The following is a 16,042-nucleotide window of genomic DNA, read 5'->3' as shown; positions in this document are numbered from 1 at the left end:
TTCACGCGACACCTCTGAGGCTTCCTGCTTCCTCGCGCTGTGCCAGGCCAGGGCCTGGTCTTACCTGCGCTCCACAGGCGTTTAGTCTCTCCGCCCGTCCGGCGGCGAGGATGTTCTTCGCGGCGTTGACGTCCCGGTCGTGGGCCGCCCCGCAGGGGCAGGTCCACTCCCGGACGTTCAGCGGCATGGACTCGGCCAGCGCCCCGCATTCCGAGCACAGCTTGGAGGAGGGAAACCACCGGTCGATCCGGTGGAAGACCCGCCCGTACAGCACGGCCTTGTATTCCAGCATGGTCAGGAACTGCGACCAGCCCGCGTCGTGCACGCTCTTGGCCAACCTGGTGCGCGCCAGCCCCTTGACCGCCAGGTCTTCCACGTAGATCGCTTGGGTGTCGCGGATCAGTTTTGTGGATTGCTGGTGGTGGAACTCGCGGCGCGCGTCGGCGACCTTCGCGTGCTGGCGGGCAACCTGCTGCCGGGCCTTGGCCCGGTTGTTCGACCCCTTGGCTTTGCGGGACAACTCCCGCTGGAGCCGCTTGAGCTTCTTCTCGGCTCGGCGCAGGAAACGCGGGGAGTCGATCTTCCGGCCGTTCGACAGGACCGCGAAGGCCGACAGCCCAAGATCGATCCCGGCCTCGGGCTCGACCTGCGGCAGGGGCTGCTCGGCGACCTCGATTACAAAGGATGCGAAGTATCGGCCGGCCCCGTCCTTGACCACCGTCACCGAGGACGGTTCGGCGGGCAGGTCCCGCGACCAGCGGACCGGCACATCGCCGATCTTCGGCAGGCGCAGCTTCCCGCCTGCCGTGACCTGGAACCGGGCGTTGCGGGTGAAGCGGATCGCCTGCCGGTTGTCCTTGCGGGACCGGAACCGGGGCGGGGCGACCTTCGGCCCCTGCCGCTTGCCCGTGATGGAGGCGAAGAAGTTCCGGTACGCCTTATTCAGATCGGCAAGCGCCTGCTGTAACACCACGGCTGAGACCTCGCCCAGCCAGGAGCGTTCCGGGGTCTGCTTCGCCTGGGTGATGACCCGCGTGGACAACTCCCCGTCCGGAACGTACGGCAAGCCCTGCTCGCGGGCGTCGGTCCGTGCGCGCAGCCCGTCGTTGAACACCACCCTGGCGCACCCGAAGGCCCGTGCCAGCGCTTGACGCTGACCCGGCGTCGGGGACAGGCGGTAGTTGTACCGGAGCTGCACGCCATGATCCTACCTTTGGTCTATGGCCGAATATGGAGACATCAGAACCGGCAGGCACTGTGTTTTCGTCCTGCACGCTCACTTGGTTTTCGTGACCAAGTTCCGGCATCCGGTATTCACCGGGGCACACCTGGAGCGCATGGAGCAGATCATGCGCACCGTCTGCGCCGACTTCGAATGCGAACTGGCCGAGTTCAACGGCGAGGCCAACCACGTGCACCTGCTGGTGAACTTCCCGCCCAAGGTCGCCCTGTCCCGCCTCGTCAACTCTCTGAAAGGAGTGTCCTCCCGCAGGATGCGGACCGAGTTCCCCGAACTGGCCCGCCACTACTACCGGGCGAACAAGCTGTGGTCGGGCTCCTACTTCGCCGGGAGCGTGGGCGGCGCACCGATCAGCGTCCTGCGCCAGTACATCGAGCAGCAAAACCGCCCCGTCTGATCTGCTAAGACGCCGATCCGCCTGACGGCGAACCGGCTTTCCCTGCCCCGCTACGCGGGAGAGTCCGCTTCACCCCCAGCCTGAAGGCCGCAGCACTGCGGACGAATCCGGTAGCGCCCCGGCACCTCGGTCTGCGGCGGAGCGCGGACCGTCTCCGGCCCGGTACGCGGCGAGGGCCCCTGGTGCAGGGCGAAGGTGCCGCCCGGTTCCCCGTCGTCGTCGGAGGACGGGCCGTCCCGGTCGCCGGGGCGCCCCTTTCCGCCGTCTCCGTGACCGTCGGCGCGTCCGGGTCGGCGCGTCCGGGTCAGCGCAGCGTGCCGGGGACCCAGAGGCCGGGCACGCCGCCCGCCTCGTCCAGACTGATCGGCCGGGCGGCCCCGGTGCGCACGTCGACGGCGTGGACCGAATACTCCGCCTCGTCCTCGTCCTCGTCCTCGTCGTCGCCGAGCGCCTCCGCCTCGACGATCACCTCGTGCTCGCTCGCCCAGCCGCGTACGGCGATGACGCGCGCGTCCTCGGGGAGGGCCGGCTCGCGCCGCGTGAGCACCCGGCCGGTGGCGGAGTCGAGCGTGACCAGCAGGCCGTGGTCGTCCTCGGCAGGGTGGGCGCGCTCGGCCGCCACCGCGATGGCGCGTCCGTCCGGGGAGACCGCGACGCCGGCCTGGAACAGCGCCGAGTCGATCGGCGTACGGCTCAGCGTGCGCCCGTTCGGCCGCACCCGCAGCAGAACGGTGGTGGTGAGTCGGCCGGGAGTGTCGCTGTCCCAGGTGGCCGTGCCCGTCACCGTGCCGTCGTCCGAAACGGCCAGGACCCGCATCCGCCGCGGCAACGCCCGGACCCGATAGTTGGAGAGGTTCTGCACCCGCGGATGGAGGGCTTCCGCGGCCGGGCCGAAGTCGGCGGCCATCCACCGTCCGCTGGGCGAGATGACGAGGTGGGTGTCCTCCGGCGACACCTTCTCGGCGAGCGGGACCATATCGGTCCTCCTCGTCGTGGTGTCGCGCCGGTCGATGAGGACGAAGTCGGACGACGCGGCGCTGAAGTAGGCCATGCGGTTGCCGTCCCCGCTGATCGCGAGGAGGGGCTGCCAGCCGTCGCTGAGGACGGGGGACACGTCCGCCACGCGCCACTGCTCGCCCGTGGTCGCCACCACCCGCCACTGGGCGCAGCCGTTGTCCGCGAGCTCCTCCGAGAACATGTCCCAGTCGTCGGCCGTGCAGAACCCCCGGTAGGCGAAGCGTACGGGGGCGGGCAGGGAGGGCGGGAGCGTGGGAGCCGCGGCGCTCTCGTCGAGCACGCCGGGGCTGTCCGCGCTCCGCCCGGCGCGCCCGAGCAGGCCCGCCGCGCCGAAGGCGAGGGGGACGACCACCAGGGCGGCGAGTGTGACGCTCATGGTGGTGACCAGGGCGCGACGTCGTCCGCCGTGCCGCCGGCCGGCCCGCGCGGCCTCGGCGGCGAGCGGGACGGGGTCGAGCACGGGCATCTCCGCGGACAGGGCGGCCAGCTCCCTGCGCAGCGCCGCCTCCCACGGGCCGTCGCCCCGGTCGTCCGGACCCGTGCTCCCCGGCGGCTGGGAAGCGGGAACGGCGGGCGGGGCGGCGGTCTGGTCCGCCTCTGACGGCGAGGTCCAGGGGGCGGGCGAGGGGCCGGACGCCGGGGAGCCGCCGTCCGCGCCGGACCCCTCGGAGGCCGGGGGACTTCCGATGGGCCCCGAGGGAATCCCGTCCGGCGGCGCCCCCGCGACGAACGAGGCGGGAAGGCGATCGCGCAGTTCGGCGACGGCCAGCACGGTCTCGGTGTGGGCCGTCCGCGCGTCCGTGCGACACAGGCCGGCCGCCTGCCACACGGTGTGCCCGTCGTGGAAACAGGCCACGACCAGGGCGCGCCGGCGCGGCGTCAGCCCGGTCAGCGCCTCCGCGAGAGCCGCGGTGTCCGTGCCGGGAGTGGAGTGGCCGTGCCCGTGTGCGGCTCCGCGGGCGCGCGGGCGCTTCAGGTAGGCCGCGTACAGCGCGTCGCGAGCGGCGTGGGCGGGAAACGACCAGCGTACGGTGCTCCATCTGGCCGCCACGGCCGAGAGCGCGGTCACCACGAGGGCCCGGGCGGCCGCCGGGTCTCCCGCCAGCGACAGGGCCGTGCGGGCGAGCGGCTGGGCCTGGTCGGCGGCGAAGGTGTCAAATCCCGGCAGGTCTCTCACCGCGGCTCCTCGTCCGTACGGCGGCGTGCCGTGTCTGGTCCACGTTTCACTCCCGGCTCGGCGGCATCTCCGGCCTCCACAGCCGCTCAAGCGTAGTGCGGATGTGCGCAAATGACATGATTTCGGGGTTCAGCTGACACACTGGTCGGCATGGTCAGGAGGATCGAGGGCCCCACCCGCATCCCGGTGCCGGGCGGCAAGGTCATTGACGAGTACGTCGGCCGCGTCAACAGCGGCGACGAGCAGGTCTCCATCGCGCACATGGTGGCCCCGCCCGGCTGGGAGGAGCCCGCGCAGACCCCGGAGTTCGCCGAGTACACGCTCGTGCTCAAGGGGTCGGTCGTCGTGGAGCACGCGGGAGGCACGACCGTGGTGGAGGCGGGCCAGGCGTTCGTCAGCGAGCCCGGCGAGAAGATCCGCTACAGCTCCGGGCCGTCCGGCGCGGAGTACGTGGCCGTCTGCCTGCCCGCGTTCTCCCCGGACACCGCCAACCGCGAGGATTGACGGACGCCAGGCTTAGGATTGCCGGAAGAACGACGGCGGCGAGGAGGGTGCATGACCAGGCTGCCCACGCTGGAGGAGATTCGCAGGGCGCCCAAGGTGCTCCTGCACGACCATCTCGACGGCGGGCTGCGGACCGGCACGATCGTCGACCTCGCCCGCGAATGCGGTCACACGCTGCCGACGTACGACGCCGACGAGCTGGCGATCTGGTTCAGGGAGGCCGCGGACTCCGGTTCGCTGGAGCGCTACCTGGAGACGTTCTCGCACACCGTCGGGGTGATGCAGACCCGCGAGGCGCTGGTCAGGGTGGCCGCGGAGTGCGCCGAGGACCTGGCGGACGACGGCGTCATGTACGCCGAGGTGCGGTACGCCCCGGAGCAGCACACCTCCCGGGGGCTGTCGCTGGACGAGGTCGTGGAAGCCGTGCTGGAGGGCTTCCGGCTCGGCTCGGCCGGGCCCGACGGCAGGCCGCGGATCCGGGTGGGCACCCTGCTGACGGCCATGCGCCACCAGGCCCGCTCGATGGAGATCGCCGAGCTCGCCGTACGCTACCGGGACCTCGGCGTGGTCGGCTTCGACATCGCCGGAGCCGAGGCCGGCTACCCGCCCACCCGGCACCTGGACGCGTTCGAGTATCTCCAGCGGGAGAACGCCCACTTCACCATCCACGCGGGGGAGGGCTTCGGGCTGCCGTCGATCTGGCAGGCCATCCAGTGGTGCGGCGCCGACCGGCTCGGCCACGGCGTGCGGATCATCGACGACATCACGGTGTCCGACGACGGCGAGGCCAAGCTCGGCAGGCTGGCGGCGTACGTCCGCGACAAGCGGATCCCGCTGGAGATGTGCCCGACCTCGAACCTGCAGACCGGGGCCGCCCCGTCGATCGCCGAGCACCCGATCGGCCTGCTGCGCCGCCTGTACTTCCGGGTGACGGTCAACACCGACAACCGGCTGATGAGCGGGACCAGCGTGTCGCAGGAGTTCGCCACGCTGGTGGACGCCTTCGGCTACGACTGGGACGACCTGCAGTGGTTCACGGTCAACGCGATGAAGTCGGCCTTCATCCCGTTCGACGAACGGCTCGCGCTGATCAACGGCGTGATCAAGCCCGGCTACGCGCAGATGAAGTGGCGAGCGTGAAGCCCCAGGTCTACCGGTCGAAGGCGGCCTGGATCTTCGGCTGGATATGGATGCTGTTCGCCGCCTGGAACGTGTGGGACCTGACCGCCCACGGCCGCATTCCCAGCGCCCTGATCGCGGGCGCGGTGCTCGGTGTGATCACGGCACTGGTCTTCGTGATGGCGCTGCGACCCGCCGTCGTCCTCGAGGAGGGCGGCGTCCGCGTGCGCAACGTGCTGAGGAACGCCTACGTCCCCTGGAGTGGCGTGGACGACGTGTCCGTGACCAACGCCATCGTGATCGAGTCAGGGGACACCACCGTGCGTTGCTGGACGCCTCAGGCGACGGCCCGTGAGCGGGTCAGGGCCGCCGGGCGGGCGGCCAAGGCGGCCAGGTCGGCGAACAAGGCCGAGCGGGCGGCGGCCGAGGCCGTCGGCGCCCGCACCCATGCCGACTGGGTGGCCGAGCAGCTCGCCGAGATGAGCCGGTCACGCCGGGAGGACTCCTCCGGCGAGACCCGCGTCTCCTGGTCGCCGTCCGCTCTGGCGGCCGTCGCCGCCGCCGTCGCCCTGGTCGTGGCCGCCTTCGTCGTCTCCTGATCCCGTAGGGAGATCGGAGCGGGGGCTGTGGGTGGTGCCGCGCGACGCCGGGGTGGTAATCGTTTGCCGAAGGGGTTCGAGTGCGTCTGGCGCGAATGATCGTCGTCGTTGTGCTGGCGGCGTTCGCGAGCGTCTACGTGGTCGCCGGTGCGCCGATCGCGCTGGCGGTGTTCGGCGTGCAGGTCCTCTACCTGCTGAAGGTCAGGAAGTGGTGGCTGCTCGCCGTGCAGGCCGCCCTCGTCTACACGGCATGCGTGGCCGGCGGGGTCTCCATCGGGATCCTGGGCTTCCTGGCCGGTTCGCTGCTGCTGACCCGTGCCCATCGTGATACCGCGCGCGTGCTCGCACCGCTCGTGGTGGTGAGCGGAGCGCTGATCGACGCGGCCCGCGGCGGGGCGACGGCCGACGCGACGATCACCGTGGTGCTGATCTCGCTGGTGGTCTTCGGCCTCACCCGGCTCGTGGAGCGCGCGGGCGAGATGCACGCCGCCCGGCTCTCGCTGGCCGCTGCGGCCATGGCCGCCGAGCGGCTGCGCCTGGCGGCCGAGTTGAACGACGGTCTCGGGCGGAGCCTGGAGGTGATCGTCGAGGGTGGTCGCCGCGCGCTCGCGGAGCCGGACGGCGCGGCCGAGGTGCTGGCCTCGGTGACCGCCACCGCGCGTGCGGCACTGGCCGATGCCCGCGCGGCCTCCGCGGGCTACCGCGCGACCTCCCTCGCGCCCGAACTGGTCACGGCGCGGGCGATGCTCGACGCCGCGGGGATCGCCGTCGAGGTGCGCGGCGGCCACACCGAGCCGCTCGGGCCCGGCGGCGCGCTGCTGGCGAGCGTGCTGCGCGAGGCCGTCACCGACGTCGTACGGCGGGGCACCGCCCGGCTGTGCGTCATCGAGACGAGCGAGCAGGGAGACGAGCAGGGGGACAGGGTGCGGCTGCGCGTCGTCGACGACGGCCACCGCACGGCCGAGGGGCCGGACTTCGACGGCCTCCGGCTGGAGGAGGCGGGCGGCACCCTCACCGCCGGTCTGTCCCCCACCGGGCGCTTCGTCGTGGAGGTGACCCTTCCCCGGGGCCCCTCCACCGAGGCGGGGCCCTTCACGCGGCCTGGCGAGACGGGCGCCGGCGACGCTGGTGCTCCGGGATCCCCGGCCGGCGGGAGGCGGCGATGGCCCTTGCCGGAGCTCGCGCACGACGCGTCGTACGCCGTGTCGGTCACGGTGTCGGTCACGGTGCTCGCCGTCGTCCTCGTGGGCTTCAGCGTCAAGGCGCTGCTCCAGATCCCCGGCGCCCTCGTGATCCCGGCCGCGGCGTGCCTCACCGTGATCGTCGTCATGCAGCTGCGCTCCGTCAACGGGCGTCACATGGCGGCGCTGGCGGTGATGGCGGTGCTCACGTACGCGCCCATCCCGATGTTCGGGCCCGTCTGGCTCGGCGTGGCGGGCTTCCTCGCCGGGCCGGTCCTGCTCGCGTTCCCGTGGCGGGCCGCGTGGCCGACGGCGGCGGCGATCGTGGCGAGCGTCGCCGGGGCCGGGATGCTGTTCGGCCTGCCCGCCTCCGTCCTCGCCAACAGCACGGTCAGCGCGCTCGTCACCGGGCTGGTGGTCTACGCCCTGCTCCGCCTGGCCCAGATCGTGAAGGAGCTCCAGGCCGCGAGGGAGAGCCTGGCCCGCTCCGCGATCGTCGAGGAGCGCCTGCGCGCCGCCCGCGACCTGCACGACCTGCTCGGGCACTCCCTGGCCGCGATCCTGCTCACCTGCGAGCTGGCCCGCCGCCTGAAGTGCCCGCCGGAGCGGATCGAGGAGATCGTCGCGATGGCGGAGGGCGCGCGGGCGGACCTGCGCTCGGTGTCGGGCGAGCAGCGGGAACTGTCCCTGGCGGCCGAGGTGGAGTCGGCGCGCACGGTGCTGTCGGCCGCCGGGATCAGGGTGACCGTGGAGCCGGTCGAGCTGAACCTGCCCGCCGAGGTCGAGACCGTGCTGGGCACCGTGCTCAGGGAGGCCGTGACGAATGTGCTGAGGCACAGCGAGGCCCGCCACTGCGCGATCACGATGCGCGCCGACGAGGGCGGGCTGCGGCTGCGGGTGCGCAACGACGGGGTGAGCAGTGCCGGTGTGTACGCGGAGAAGACGCGGCGGGGGTCGTCCGGCATCGGCAACCTGACCACCCGCCTCGCCGCCCTGGACGGCCGGCTGAGCGCGCACGTCGACGGCGACCGATTCACACTGGACGCCTGCGTGCCGCACCGGACGCCGGCACCCGCGCGAGCCTGACGTTTGCGCAGCGCCTCGATTCCAGGGCGGCCACGTGCGGGTCGAGGTTCGGCTCGGCTAGCGCGGTGCGGGCGTCGTCGAGGTAGGTCAGCGCGAATCGGTGACAGACGTGAAGGACTCCCCGGACGGGGGCAAAAAGCTGAGATTATTCGTCCGTGCGGGTCGCTGTTGTCATCGTGGCGCTGGTGGCCAGTTTGGCGGTCACCGGCGCGCTGGCGTGGGTGTTGTCCCGCGACGGTGTCGGTGAGGCGGCCGATTGGGCGCAGCTGGCGGGCGGCTGGGTGCTGGCGATCATCGTGGCGATGACCCCCGTGGTGCGCTGGTGGCGCGCTGCGGCGGCGCCCGTGCGGGGGGACGCGGTGGCTGCGCAGGCGACGCTCGCCACCGCGGTGCTCGGTCAGTGGTTGAACGAGATCGCCGCCCGGGGGCTGGAGGATCCGCGGCCTATCGACCTGCGCTGGTCGCCCACGGCCCGCCCGATCGCCGACCATCTGGAAAACGTCGGCCTACCGATATCCGGGAGTATGGGCGACATTTCCGAGCTTGTTGCGCAGTACCGGGCGTTGGCCCGTCAGCGGTTGGTGATTCTCGGGGACGTGGGGTCGGGGAAGACGAGCCTTGCCGTACTGCTCGTGCGGGAGTTGCTCCGCGACCGGTCGCCGGAGGAGCCGGTTCCGGTGTTGCTTACCATGGCGGACTGGGGCAGTCAGGGGACGGTGAGCGAGCCCTTCGGCGATTGGCTCGCCCGGCGGCTCGGTCAGGACTATCCGTTCCTGGTCGAGACGTACGGGCCGGATACGCCTGCCGCGCTGGTCCGTGAACGGCGGGTGTTGCCCGTGCTTGACGGCCTGGACGAGTTGCCCGCGCCTACCCGGCCGGAGAAGCTGCGCGCGCTGAACGCGGCCATGTCCGGATCGGACTCGCTGATTCTCACCTGCCGGACCGCGGAGTTCGAGGAGGCGGTGCTCTCCCCGGACGGCGACGTGATCACCGGGGCCGCGGTGATCGAGCCGGAACCGGTCGAACCAGGCGACGCGGCCTGGTACCTCCAAGCACGTCTCCGCCCTGGTACGCAGGGAGGTTGGCCGGAACTTCTGGACGATCTGCGCGGTGAGCGGCGGACCGTGCTGGCGCGGACCCTCACCAGCCCGTTCACGCTCTGGCTGCTCCAGGCGACCTACATCGGCACCGGCGCGAACCTCGCCGACCTGAACCGGCTCGGCACCACCGCCGAGGTCACCGATCACCTGCTGGAACGGCTTGTCCCCGCCCTCATCGCCACCAACCGGTACGGCTCCGCCGTGCCGTGGCCGTACCGGCTGGAGGACGTGCAGCGCTGGCTCGCGTTCTTCGCCCGGCGCCTCCGGGCGGAGGAAACCTATGACCTCGCCTGGTGGGACCTCCGCGGCGAGGAACGTCCGATCGGCCGGCTCACGATGCCGCTCTGCGGTCTGTTCCTCGGCGTGGTCCTGAGCCTGTGGCTGCCGCTCGTTCTCGGACTGGGCATCGGGCTGGGGATCGCGCTGGTCGGACTGGTCGTTGGGCCGGTTACCGACGACGAATCCGACCAGCGGTACTACCGGAGTCTGCGCAGCGCGGAGGCGAAGGCCGCGGCCATCGGGCCGATCGAGTCACTACGGGCGAACCTCGCCGGAGAAGCCGTTCGCGGGCTCCGGGCCGGTCTGGTGTTCGGGGTCGCAGTGGGTGTTGTCACCGGGCTGTTCTTCGGCGTACGGGAAGGGGTTCTGCTGGGGGTGAGCGGTGGGGTGGTGAACGGGGTGCTCACGGCTGTCACCGGAGTGGGATTTCCCGGCGCGGCCTTTCTGGTGGTGTTCTACGGATCCTTCGACCTGTTCACCCGGTCACTTCCCGTGGGAATCGCCGCCACCGCCGTGCTCGGCCTCAATGCCCTGGGGAGTGATCTCCTCGGCCTTCCCGCCGGGGCCGCGATCATGCTCTTCCTGTGCCTCACCATCGCCCGTGTCCTCCGTCGGCGGCGCTTCCTTCTCGAAGGGCTGGCGATATGGGCGCTGAGCTGGGCCTGGTACCCCCTCGTTCGCCTGTTCGACATCGACGTATCGCAAGCCGTTCTGATCGCCGGCGCGATACCGGCGGCTCTGTTCCTTCTGCCGGGCATCGGCGCCGGTCTCGCTTCCGCGTTCATGATCATCCGTCCTGTCGCCGGATATCTGCTGGAGATATCCCTCCTCCGGATCCGCTTCCGGATCCCCGCTCGTCCGATGCGCTTCTTCGCCGCCTGTCACCGGCTGGGCATCCTGCGCCAGGTCGGCCCGGTTTACCAGTTCCGTCATGCGATCCTGCAGGACTACCTGGCACGGGATTCGGCCTGACCGCAGGGTGGCGGCGAGTCAGGGACAAGATCTTCAGGGGGCTTCTAGATCCAGCCGGCCTCGGTGGCGATGCGCACCGCGTCGGTCCGGTTGCGCGCGTTGAGCTTGGTGACGATCACGGTGAGGTAGTTGCGCACGGTGCCCGCGGCCAGGTGGAGCCCCGCGGCGATGTCCGCGGCGTCCGCGCCGGAGGCGGCCATGCGGAGCACGTCGGCCTCGCGCGGGGTGAGCGGGTTGTCCGCCAGGTCCCACGCGGTGACCGCGAGCGAGGGGTCGAGCACGCGCTCACCGGCCGCGACCTTGCGGATGGCGCCCACCAGTTCGTCCGGCGGCGCCGTCTTGAGCACGAATCCGGCGACACCGGCGCCGAGGGCGCGGCGCAGGTGCCCCGGCTTGCCGTACGCGGTCAGCATGAGGGCGCGGCAGGCGGGCAGGCGCGTGCGGAGCTCGGCCGCGGCGGCCAGGCCGTCCAGCCTGCCGGGCATGTCGATGTCGAGAACCGCGACGTCGGGGCGGTGGACCAGCGCGGCGGCCAGGGCGGCCTCTCCGGACTCCACGGCCGCGACGACTTCCAGATCCTCCTCCAGCCCGAGCAGGGCGGCGAGGGCGCTCCTGATGACGTGCTGGTCCTCGGCAAGGAGTACGCGAATCACGTGCATATGTCTACCAGTGTCCGGATCATGAGGATGTCATGGGCAGGAGGTGAGGCCGTCTCTGGGCCGCATGACCGCTGATCAGCAGGCTTGAGCACATGACAGAGGTGCTTCGCCTTGACGCGGTGAGCAAGGTGTACGGAAAGGGGCAGGGCGCGGTGGCCGCCCTGCGTGAGGTCTCGGTGAACATCCCCGGCGGGAGCTTCACCGCCGTGATGGGACCGTCGGGCTCGGGCAAGAGCACGTTCCTGCACTGCGCGGCGGGGCTGGACACGCCCTCCTCCGGCTCGGTGCGGCTGGGCGGCACGGAACTATCCGGCATGGACGAGACCCGGTTGACGGAGCTGCGCAGGCAGCGGATCGGCTTCGTGTTCCAGGCGTTCAACCTGGTCTCGTCCCTGACCGTGCTGGAGAACATCACGTTGCCGATGCGACTGGCCGGAGCGCGGGTCGACCGGGCGTGGCTTGAGGAGATCGTCGGGCGGGTGGGGCTGGCCGGCCGCACCGGGCACCGCCCGGCCCAGCTGTCCGGCGGGCAGCAGCAGCGGGTGGCCATCGCCAGGGCGCTGGTGACCCGGCCGCAGGTGGTCTTCGGCGACGAGCCGACCGGCGCGCTCGACACGATGACGGCCCGTGACGTGCTCCGGCTGCTGCGTGAGGTGGTGGACGGCCTCGGCCAGACCGTGGTGATGGTCACCCACGACCCGGTGGCCGCCTCCTACGCCGACACCGTCCTGTTCCTCGCCGACGGCCGGATCGTGGACGCGATGGCCGCGCCGAGCTCCGAGAAGGTCGCCGAGCGCATGACCAGGCTGGGGGCGTACGCATGATCACCGGACTCGCGCTGAAGACCCTGCGGCACCGCAGGGCGGCGTTCGCGGGGGCGTTCGTGGCGCTGGTGTGCGCCGCCGCGCTGGTCTGCGCGTGCCTGATGCTGCTGGAGACCGGCCTGCGGGGCGGGGTCGCGCCGGAGCGCTACGCGGGGGCGCCGCTGATCGTCGCCGGCGACCAGAACGTCCACGAGACCGTGACCAAGTCCTCCGGGAAGGTCAAGACGAAGGCCAAGCCGCTGTCCGAGCGGGTCTGGATCCCCGAGGCGACCGCCGCCAGGCTGCGCGGACTGCCGGGCGTGTCGAAGGTGCTGACCGAGGTGACGTTCCCCGTGAACGGGCACGCTCTCGGGCACGGGTGGGAGTCGGCGGGGCTCACGCCGTTCACCATCGCGCGGGGGCGCCCGCCGCGCGAGAGCGGTGAGGTGGTCGTGGACGCCCGCTCCGGCCTGTCCGTGGGCTCGGCCCTGCGCGTGCGGGGCGAGGCGTACCGGATCGTGGGGGTCACCGCGCAGGCTCTGCCGAGCCAGGACACGGTGTTCTTCTCGACGGCCGAGGCCCGCCGGCTGGCCGGACGGCCGGGGCTGGTGACCGCGATCGGCGTGTTCCCCCACGTGGATGTCTCGCCGGTGCTGACCGATCGTCTCGTGGCCTACACCGGGGACGAGCGCGGCACGGTGGAGTTCCTCGACGCGGGGCAGGCGCGGGTGCGGCTGATCAGCCTGGGCGGCGCGCTGGGCGGCACGTCCCTGCTGGTGGCGATCCTCGTCGTGACCGGCACCTCCGCCCTCGCGGTGCAGCAGCGGCGGCGCGAGATCGCCCTGCTTCGTGCGGTCGCCGCCACGCCTGGCCAGGTGCGCAGGCTGCTGGGCGGCGAGGCGCTGCTGGTCGGCCTCGCGGCCGGCGTCATCGGATCGGCGGCCGGCATCGGCCTCGGGTTCTGGCTGCGCGGCCGGTTCGTCGAGCTGGGCGCCATGCCCGCGAACCTGCGCCTGGTGGTCAGCCCGTTCCCGGCAGCGGCCGCCCTGCTGGCGGCCCTGGCGGCGGCCTGGGCCGCGACCCGTCTCTCGGTCCGCCGCACCGCGCGGATCCGCCCGGTCGAGGCGCTCGGCGAGGCCGCCATGGGCGGGGGCCGCCTGCCCCTCGGCCGGTCGATCGCGGGCGTCCTGTGCGTCGCCGGCGGGATAGTGCTGACGCTGGTGCTGTCGGGACTCGAGACCGAGGCGGCGTCGAGTCCCGTGACGATGCTGACCGCGCTCGTCTGGACGGTGGCCGTCACCCTGCTCGGGCCGGTGCTCGCCCGCGCCGCGACCGCCCTGCTCGGCGTCGCGCTGCGTGCCTCCCGCGCCGGATACCTGGCGGCGCGCAACCTGCGGACGGGCCCGGGACGGATGGCCTCCGTGATGGCGCCGCTGACCCTTCTGGTGGCCATGACCTGCACCATCCTGTTCACCCAGACCACGATGGGGCACGCGTCGGCCGCGCAGGCCGCCGCCGGCACCCACGCCGACTACGTGGTGAGCGGCGCGACGGCGGACGCGGTGCGCCGTGTGCCGGGCGTGAAAGCCGTGACCTCGGTGGTGCGCACCTCCGTGCGCATCGGGCTGGACAAGTACGGCGCGCAGGGCGTCGACGGCGGCGAGCGGCCGATCGGACAGGCAGTGGACCTCGGAGTCGTGTCCGGCTCGCTCGACGGATTCGGCGCCGGGTCGGCCGCGCTGAGCGAGTCGGCGGCCTCCAGGCTCGGGCTGTCGGTCGGCGAGGTGGTCAGGCTCACTCTGGGCGACGGCACCCCGGCGGAGCTGAAGGTCGCGGCGATCTACTCGCGCGGCCTCGGGTTCGGCGACCTGACCCTGCCGTACGCGCTGGTGGCCGGCCATGTCGACGACCCCTCGGGCACCCTGCTCGTCGAGGCCCCCGACGTCTCCCGCGCGGCCCTGGCCGCCGTCGCGCCGGCGGTGAATCCCACGGAGGGGACCGGGACGCAGACACCGAACGCCGAGGTCAACTACGTGGCCATGGGACTGATCATCGCGTTCAGCGCGATCGCCGTGGTCAACACGCTGGCCATGTCCACCACGGACCGGTCGCGGGAGCTGGCCCTGCTCCGCCTGGTCGGCGCGACCCGGCGGCAGGTGCTGCGCATGCTCCGCCTGGAGACCCTGACCGCGCTGGTCGTCTCCGTGCTCGCCGGGACCGGCATCGCGCTGGTCACGCTGTCGGCCTTCAGCAAGGGGATGACCGGGTCGGCCCTGCCGTACGTCCCCCCGGCCGGCTACGCCCTGGTGATCGCCGCCGTGGCCGGGCTCGCCCTGGTCGCCACGAGCCTCCCCGCGCGTCTCGCGCTGCGCGCCCGCCCGGCCGAGACCATCGGCACCCGCCAGTAGCCGGGCCGCCGCCAACCCCCTTACGACTCGAAAGCCGGAATCATGAACCGCATCGCCTCCATCGGCGCAGCCGCCCTGATCTCCCTGTCCGCCACTCCGGTCCCGGCTCACGCCGCCACGGCCTGGACCTCCTGCGGCACCGCCGCCGGGCTCGACCCCCGCCAGGAGTGCACGACGCTCCAGGTCCCCCTCACGTACGACAGGCCGGGCGGCGGCACGATCTCCCTGGCCGTCTCCAGGATCCGTACGGCGCGGCCGGGACTGCGCAGGGGCGTGCTGCTGCTCATCCCCGGAGGACCGGGCAGCCCGGGCCTGAGCAGGCCGAGCACGATGGTGAAGCGCCTGCCGGGCGCCGTGCTCGACCGTTACGACCTGATCGGCTTCGACCCGCGGGGCGTCGGCCGGAGCTCGCCCGTCTCCTGCGGGCTCGCCCACGAGGACCTGGCGCCCTCCCGGCTCAAGCCCTACCCCTCGGCCGGCGGTGACATCAGCGAGAACGTCGCGTACGCCCGCAGGTTCAGCGAGGCGTGCGCCCGCAACGGCGGCCCCGTGCTGCGCACCATCAGCACGCGCAACGAGGCCAGGGACATCGACGCCATCCGCCGGGCCCTCGGGGAGGAGCGCCTGTCCTACTGGGGCGTCTCCTACGGAACCTACGCCGGGGCCGTCTACGCCACGATGTTCCCCGGCCACACCGACAGGGTGATCCTGGACAGCAACGACGATCCCGACCCGCACAAGGTCGCCCGCGCCTGGCTGGCCAACTACTCGGTGGGCGTCGAGGACCGCTTTCCCGACTTCGCCGCCTGGGCGGCCGAGCATGACGGCGAGTACGGCCTGGGAGCGGACGGCGCGGCGGTCCGCCGCACCTTCCTGGACCTCGCCGAGCGCCTGGACCGCGACCCGATCCCCTGGCCTGGTGCGAACCCGCCGCGGCTCGACGGCGGGGCCCTGCGCGAGACCATGCTGAACGCGCTGTATTCCGACAGCGGGTTCCCCGGCCTGGCCGGGCTCATGCGGGCGGCGCTCGGCCCGGGTCCCCTCCCCGAGCCCTCCACCGCGCCGGACGAGGCGCTGCAGAACGGCGCGGCCTCGGTGGCCGCGACCATCTGCGACGACGTCGAGTGGCCGGGCTCGGTCGGCCTGCACCGGCGGCTGGTGGCCCGCGACCGGGTGGCCCACCCGCTCACCGGCGGCATGCCGGTCAACATCGGTCCCTGCGCCTACTGGCCCTACCGGCCGGCGGAGGCGCCGGTGCGGGTCACGTCGCAGGGACCGTCCAACGTGCTGCTCGTGCAGAACCTGCGCGACCCGGCGACGCCGTACAGCGGCGCCCTGCGCATGCGCGAGGCCTTCGGGCGCCGCGCGCGCATGGTCGCCGTCGACTCCGGCGGGCACGGGTCCTACGTGGTCAACGGCAACGCCTGTGGTGACGACACCGTCACCACGTTCCTGGTCACCGGCGAGCGGCCGGCCCGGGACACGATCTGCCGGTAGGCGG

12 protein-coding genes are annotated in these 16,042 nt (G+C 72.4%); 9 read left to right on the top strand and 3 right to left on the bottom strand.

Translation table 11 applies throughout. From position 1 onward, the window contains the following. Position 1 precedes the first annotated feature (1 nt). Entirely contained in the window at positions 2-1,198 is a 1,197-nt protein-coding gene (locus tag ABZ857_RS01680; protein WP_357035783.1) for an RNA-guided endonuclease TnpB family protein, read from the bottom strand. Positions 1,199-1,220: 22 nt separating this feature from the next. On the opposite strand from ABZ857_RS01680, the gene tnpA reads away from it, so the two are divergent. Next, a complete protein-coding gene (tnpA, locus tag ABZ857_RS01675) occupies positions 1,221-1,637 on the top strand; it encodes an IS200/IS605 family transposase (RefSeq protein WP_357035780.1) in 417 nt (138 codons plus the stop codon). Positions 1,638-1,941: 304 nt separating this feature from the next. Here the strand turns inward: tnpA and ABZ857_RS01670 are convergent, their stop codons facing one another. Then, on the bottom strand, positions 1,942-3,831 hold the full coding sequence (locus tag ABZ857_RS01670; RefSeq protein ID WP_357035777.1) for a hypothetical protein: 1,890 nt from the start codon (positions 3,829-3,831) through the stop codon (positions 1,942-1,944). 150 nt (positions 3,832-3,981) lie between these two features. Here ABZ857_RS01670 and ABZ857_RS01665 point away from each other — a divergent pair, with 150 nt between their 5' ends. The 5 genes from ABZ857_RS01665 to ABZ857_RS01645 all read left to right on the top strand — a co-directional run bounded on the left by ABZ857_RS01665 (position 3,982) and on the right by ABZ857_RS01645 (position 10,671). After that, positions 3,982-4,335, top strand: coding sequence for a cupin (locus ABZ857_RS01665; protein WP_357035774.1), 354 nt, complete (start codon positions 3,982-3,984; stop codon positions 4,333-4,335). 51 nt (positions 4,336-4,386) lie between these two features. Then, a complete protein-coding gene (locus tag ABZ857_RS01660; protein ID WP_357035772.1) occupies positions 4,387-5,475 on the top strand; it encodes an adenosine deaminase in 1,089 nt (362 codons plus the stop codon). Continuing rightward, positions 5,472-6,053 carry a PH domain-containing protein gene (locus tag ABZ857_RS01655; protein WP_357035769.1) on the top strand — a complete coding sequence of 194 codons (582 nt, stop codon included), beginning with the start codon at positions 5,472-5,474 and terminating at the stop codon, positions 6,051-6,053. The genes ABZ857_RS01660 and ABZ857_RS01655 overlap by 4 nt, the downstream gene beginning before the upstream one ends. A gap of 80 nt (positions 6,054-6,133) precedes the next feature. After that, complete coding sequence (locus ABZ857_RS01650; protein WP_357035767.1) at positions 6,134-8,320, top strand: histidine kinase; 2,187 nt, start codon at positions 6,134-6,136, stop codon at positions 8,318-8,320. A gap of 155 nt (positions 8,321-8,475) precedes the next feature. After that, positions 8,476-10,671, top strand: a complete 2,196-nt coding sequence (locus tag ABZ857_RS01645; protein ID WP_357035765.1) for a hypothetical protein — start codon at positions 8,476-8,478, stop codon at positions 10,669-10,671. A 44-nt stretch (positions 10,672-10,715) separates the two neighbouring features. Here the strand turns inward: ABZ857_RS01645 and ABZ857_RS01640 are convergent, their stop codons facing one another. Beyond that, positions 10,716-11,324, bottom strand: coding sequence for a response regulator transcription factor (locus ABZ857_RS01640; RefSeq protein WP_357035762.1), 609 nt, complete (start codon positions 11,322-11,324; stop codon positions 10,716-10,718). A 98-nt stretch (positions 11,325-11,422) separates the two neighbouring features. On the opposite strand from ABZ857_RS01640, the gene ABZ857_RS01635 reads away from it, so the two are divergent. The 3 genes from ABZ857_RS01635 to ABZ857_RS01625 are packed head-to-tail and all read left to right on the top strand — an operon-like array spanning position 11,423 to position 16,038. Next, positions 11,423-12,154, top strand: coding sequence for an ABC transporter ATP-binding protein (locus ABZ857_RS01635; RefSeq protein WP_357035759.1), 732 nt, complete (start codon positions 11,423-11,425; stop codon positions 12,152-12,154). Next, positions 12,151-14,541, top strand: coding sequence for an FtsX-like permease family protein (locus ABZ857_RS01630; protein WP_357035756.1), 2,391 nt, complete (start codon positions 12,151-12,153; stop codon positions 14,539-14,541). Before ABZ857_RS01635 ends, ABZ857_RS01630 begins: the two co-directional genes overlap by 4 nt. A 42-nt stretch (positions 14,542-14,583) precedes the next feature. After that, entirely contained in the window at positions 14,584-16,038 is a 1,455-nt protein-coding gene (locus tag ABZ857_RS01625; RefSeq protein ID WP_357035753.1) for an alpha/beta hydrolase, read from the top strand. Positions 16,039-16,042 lie beyond the last annotated feature (4 nt).

Origin of the sequence: Microbispora sp. NPDC046933, assembly GCF_040644635.1 — a bacterium.
In the GTDB taxonomy this organism is placed as follows: Bacteria; Actinomycetota; Actinomycetes; order Streptosporangiales; family Streptosporangiaceae; genus Microbispora.
The sequence above is the reverse complement of the archived record's forward strand: the minus strand, read 5'-3'. Positions and strand labels throughout refer to the sequence as shown.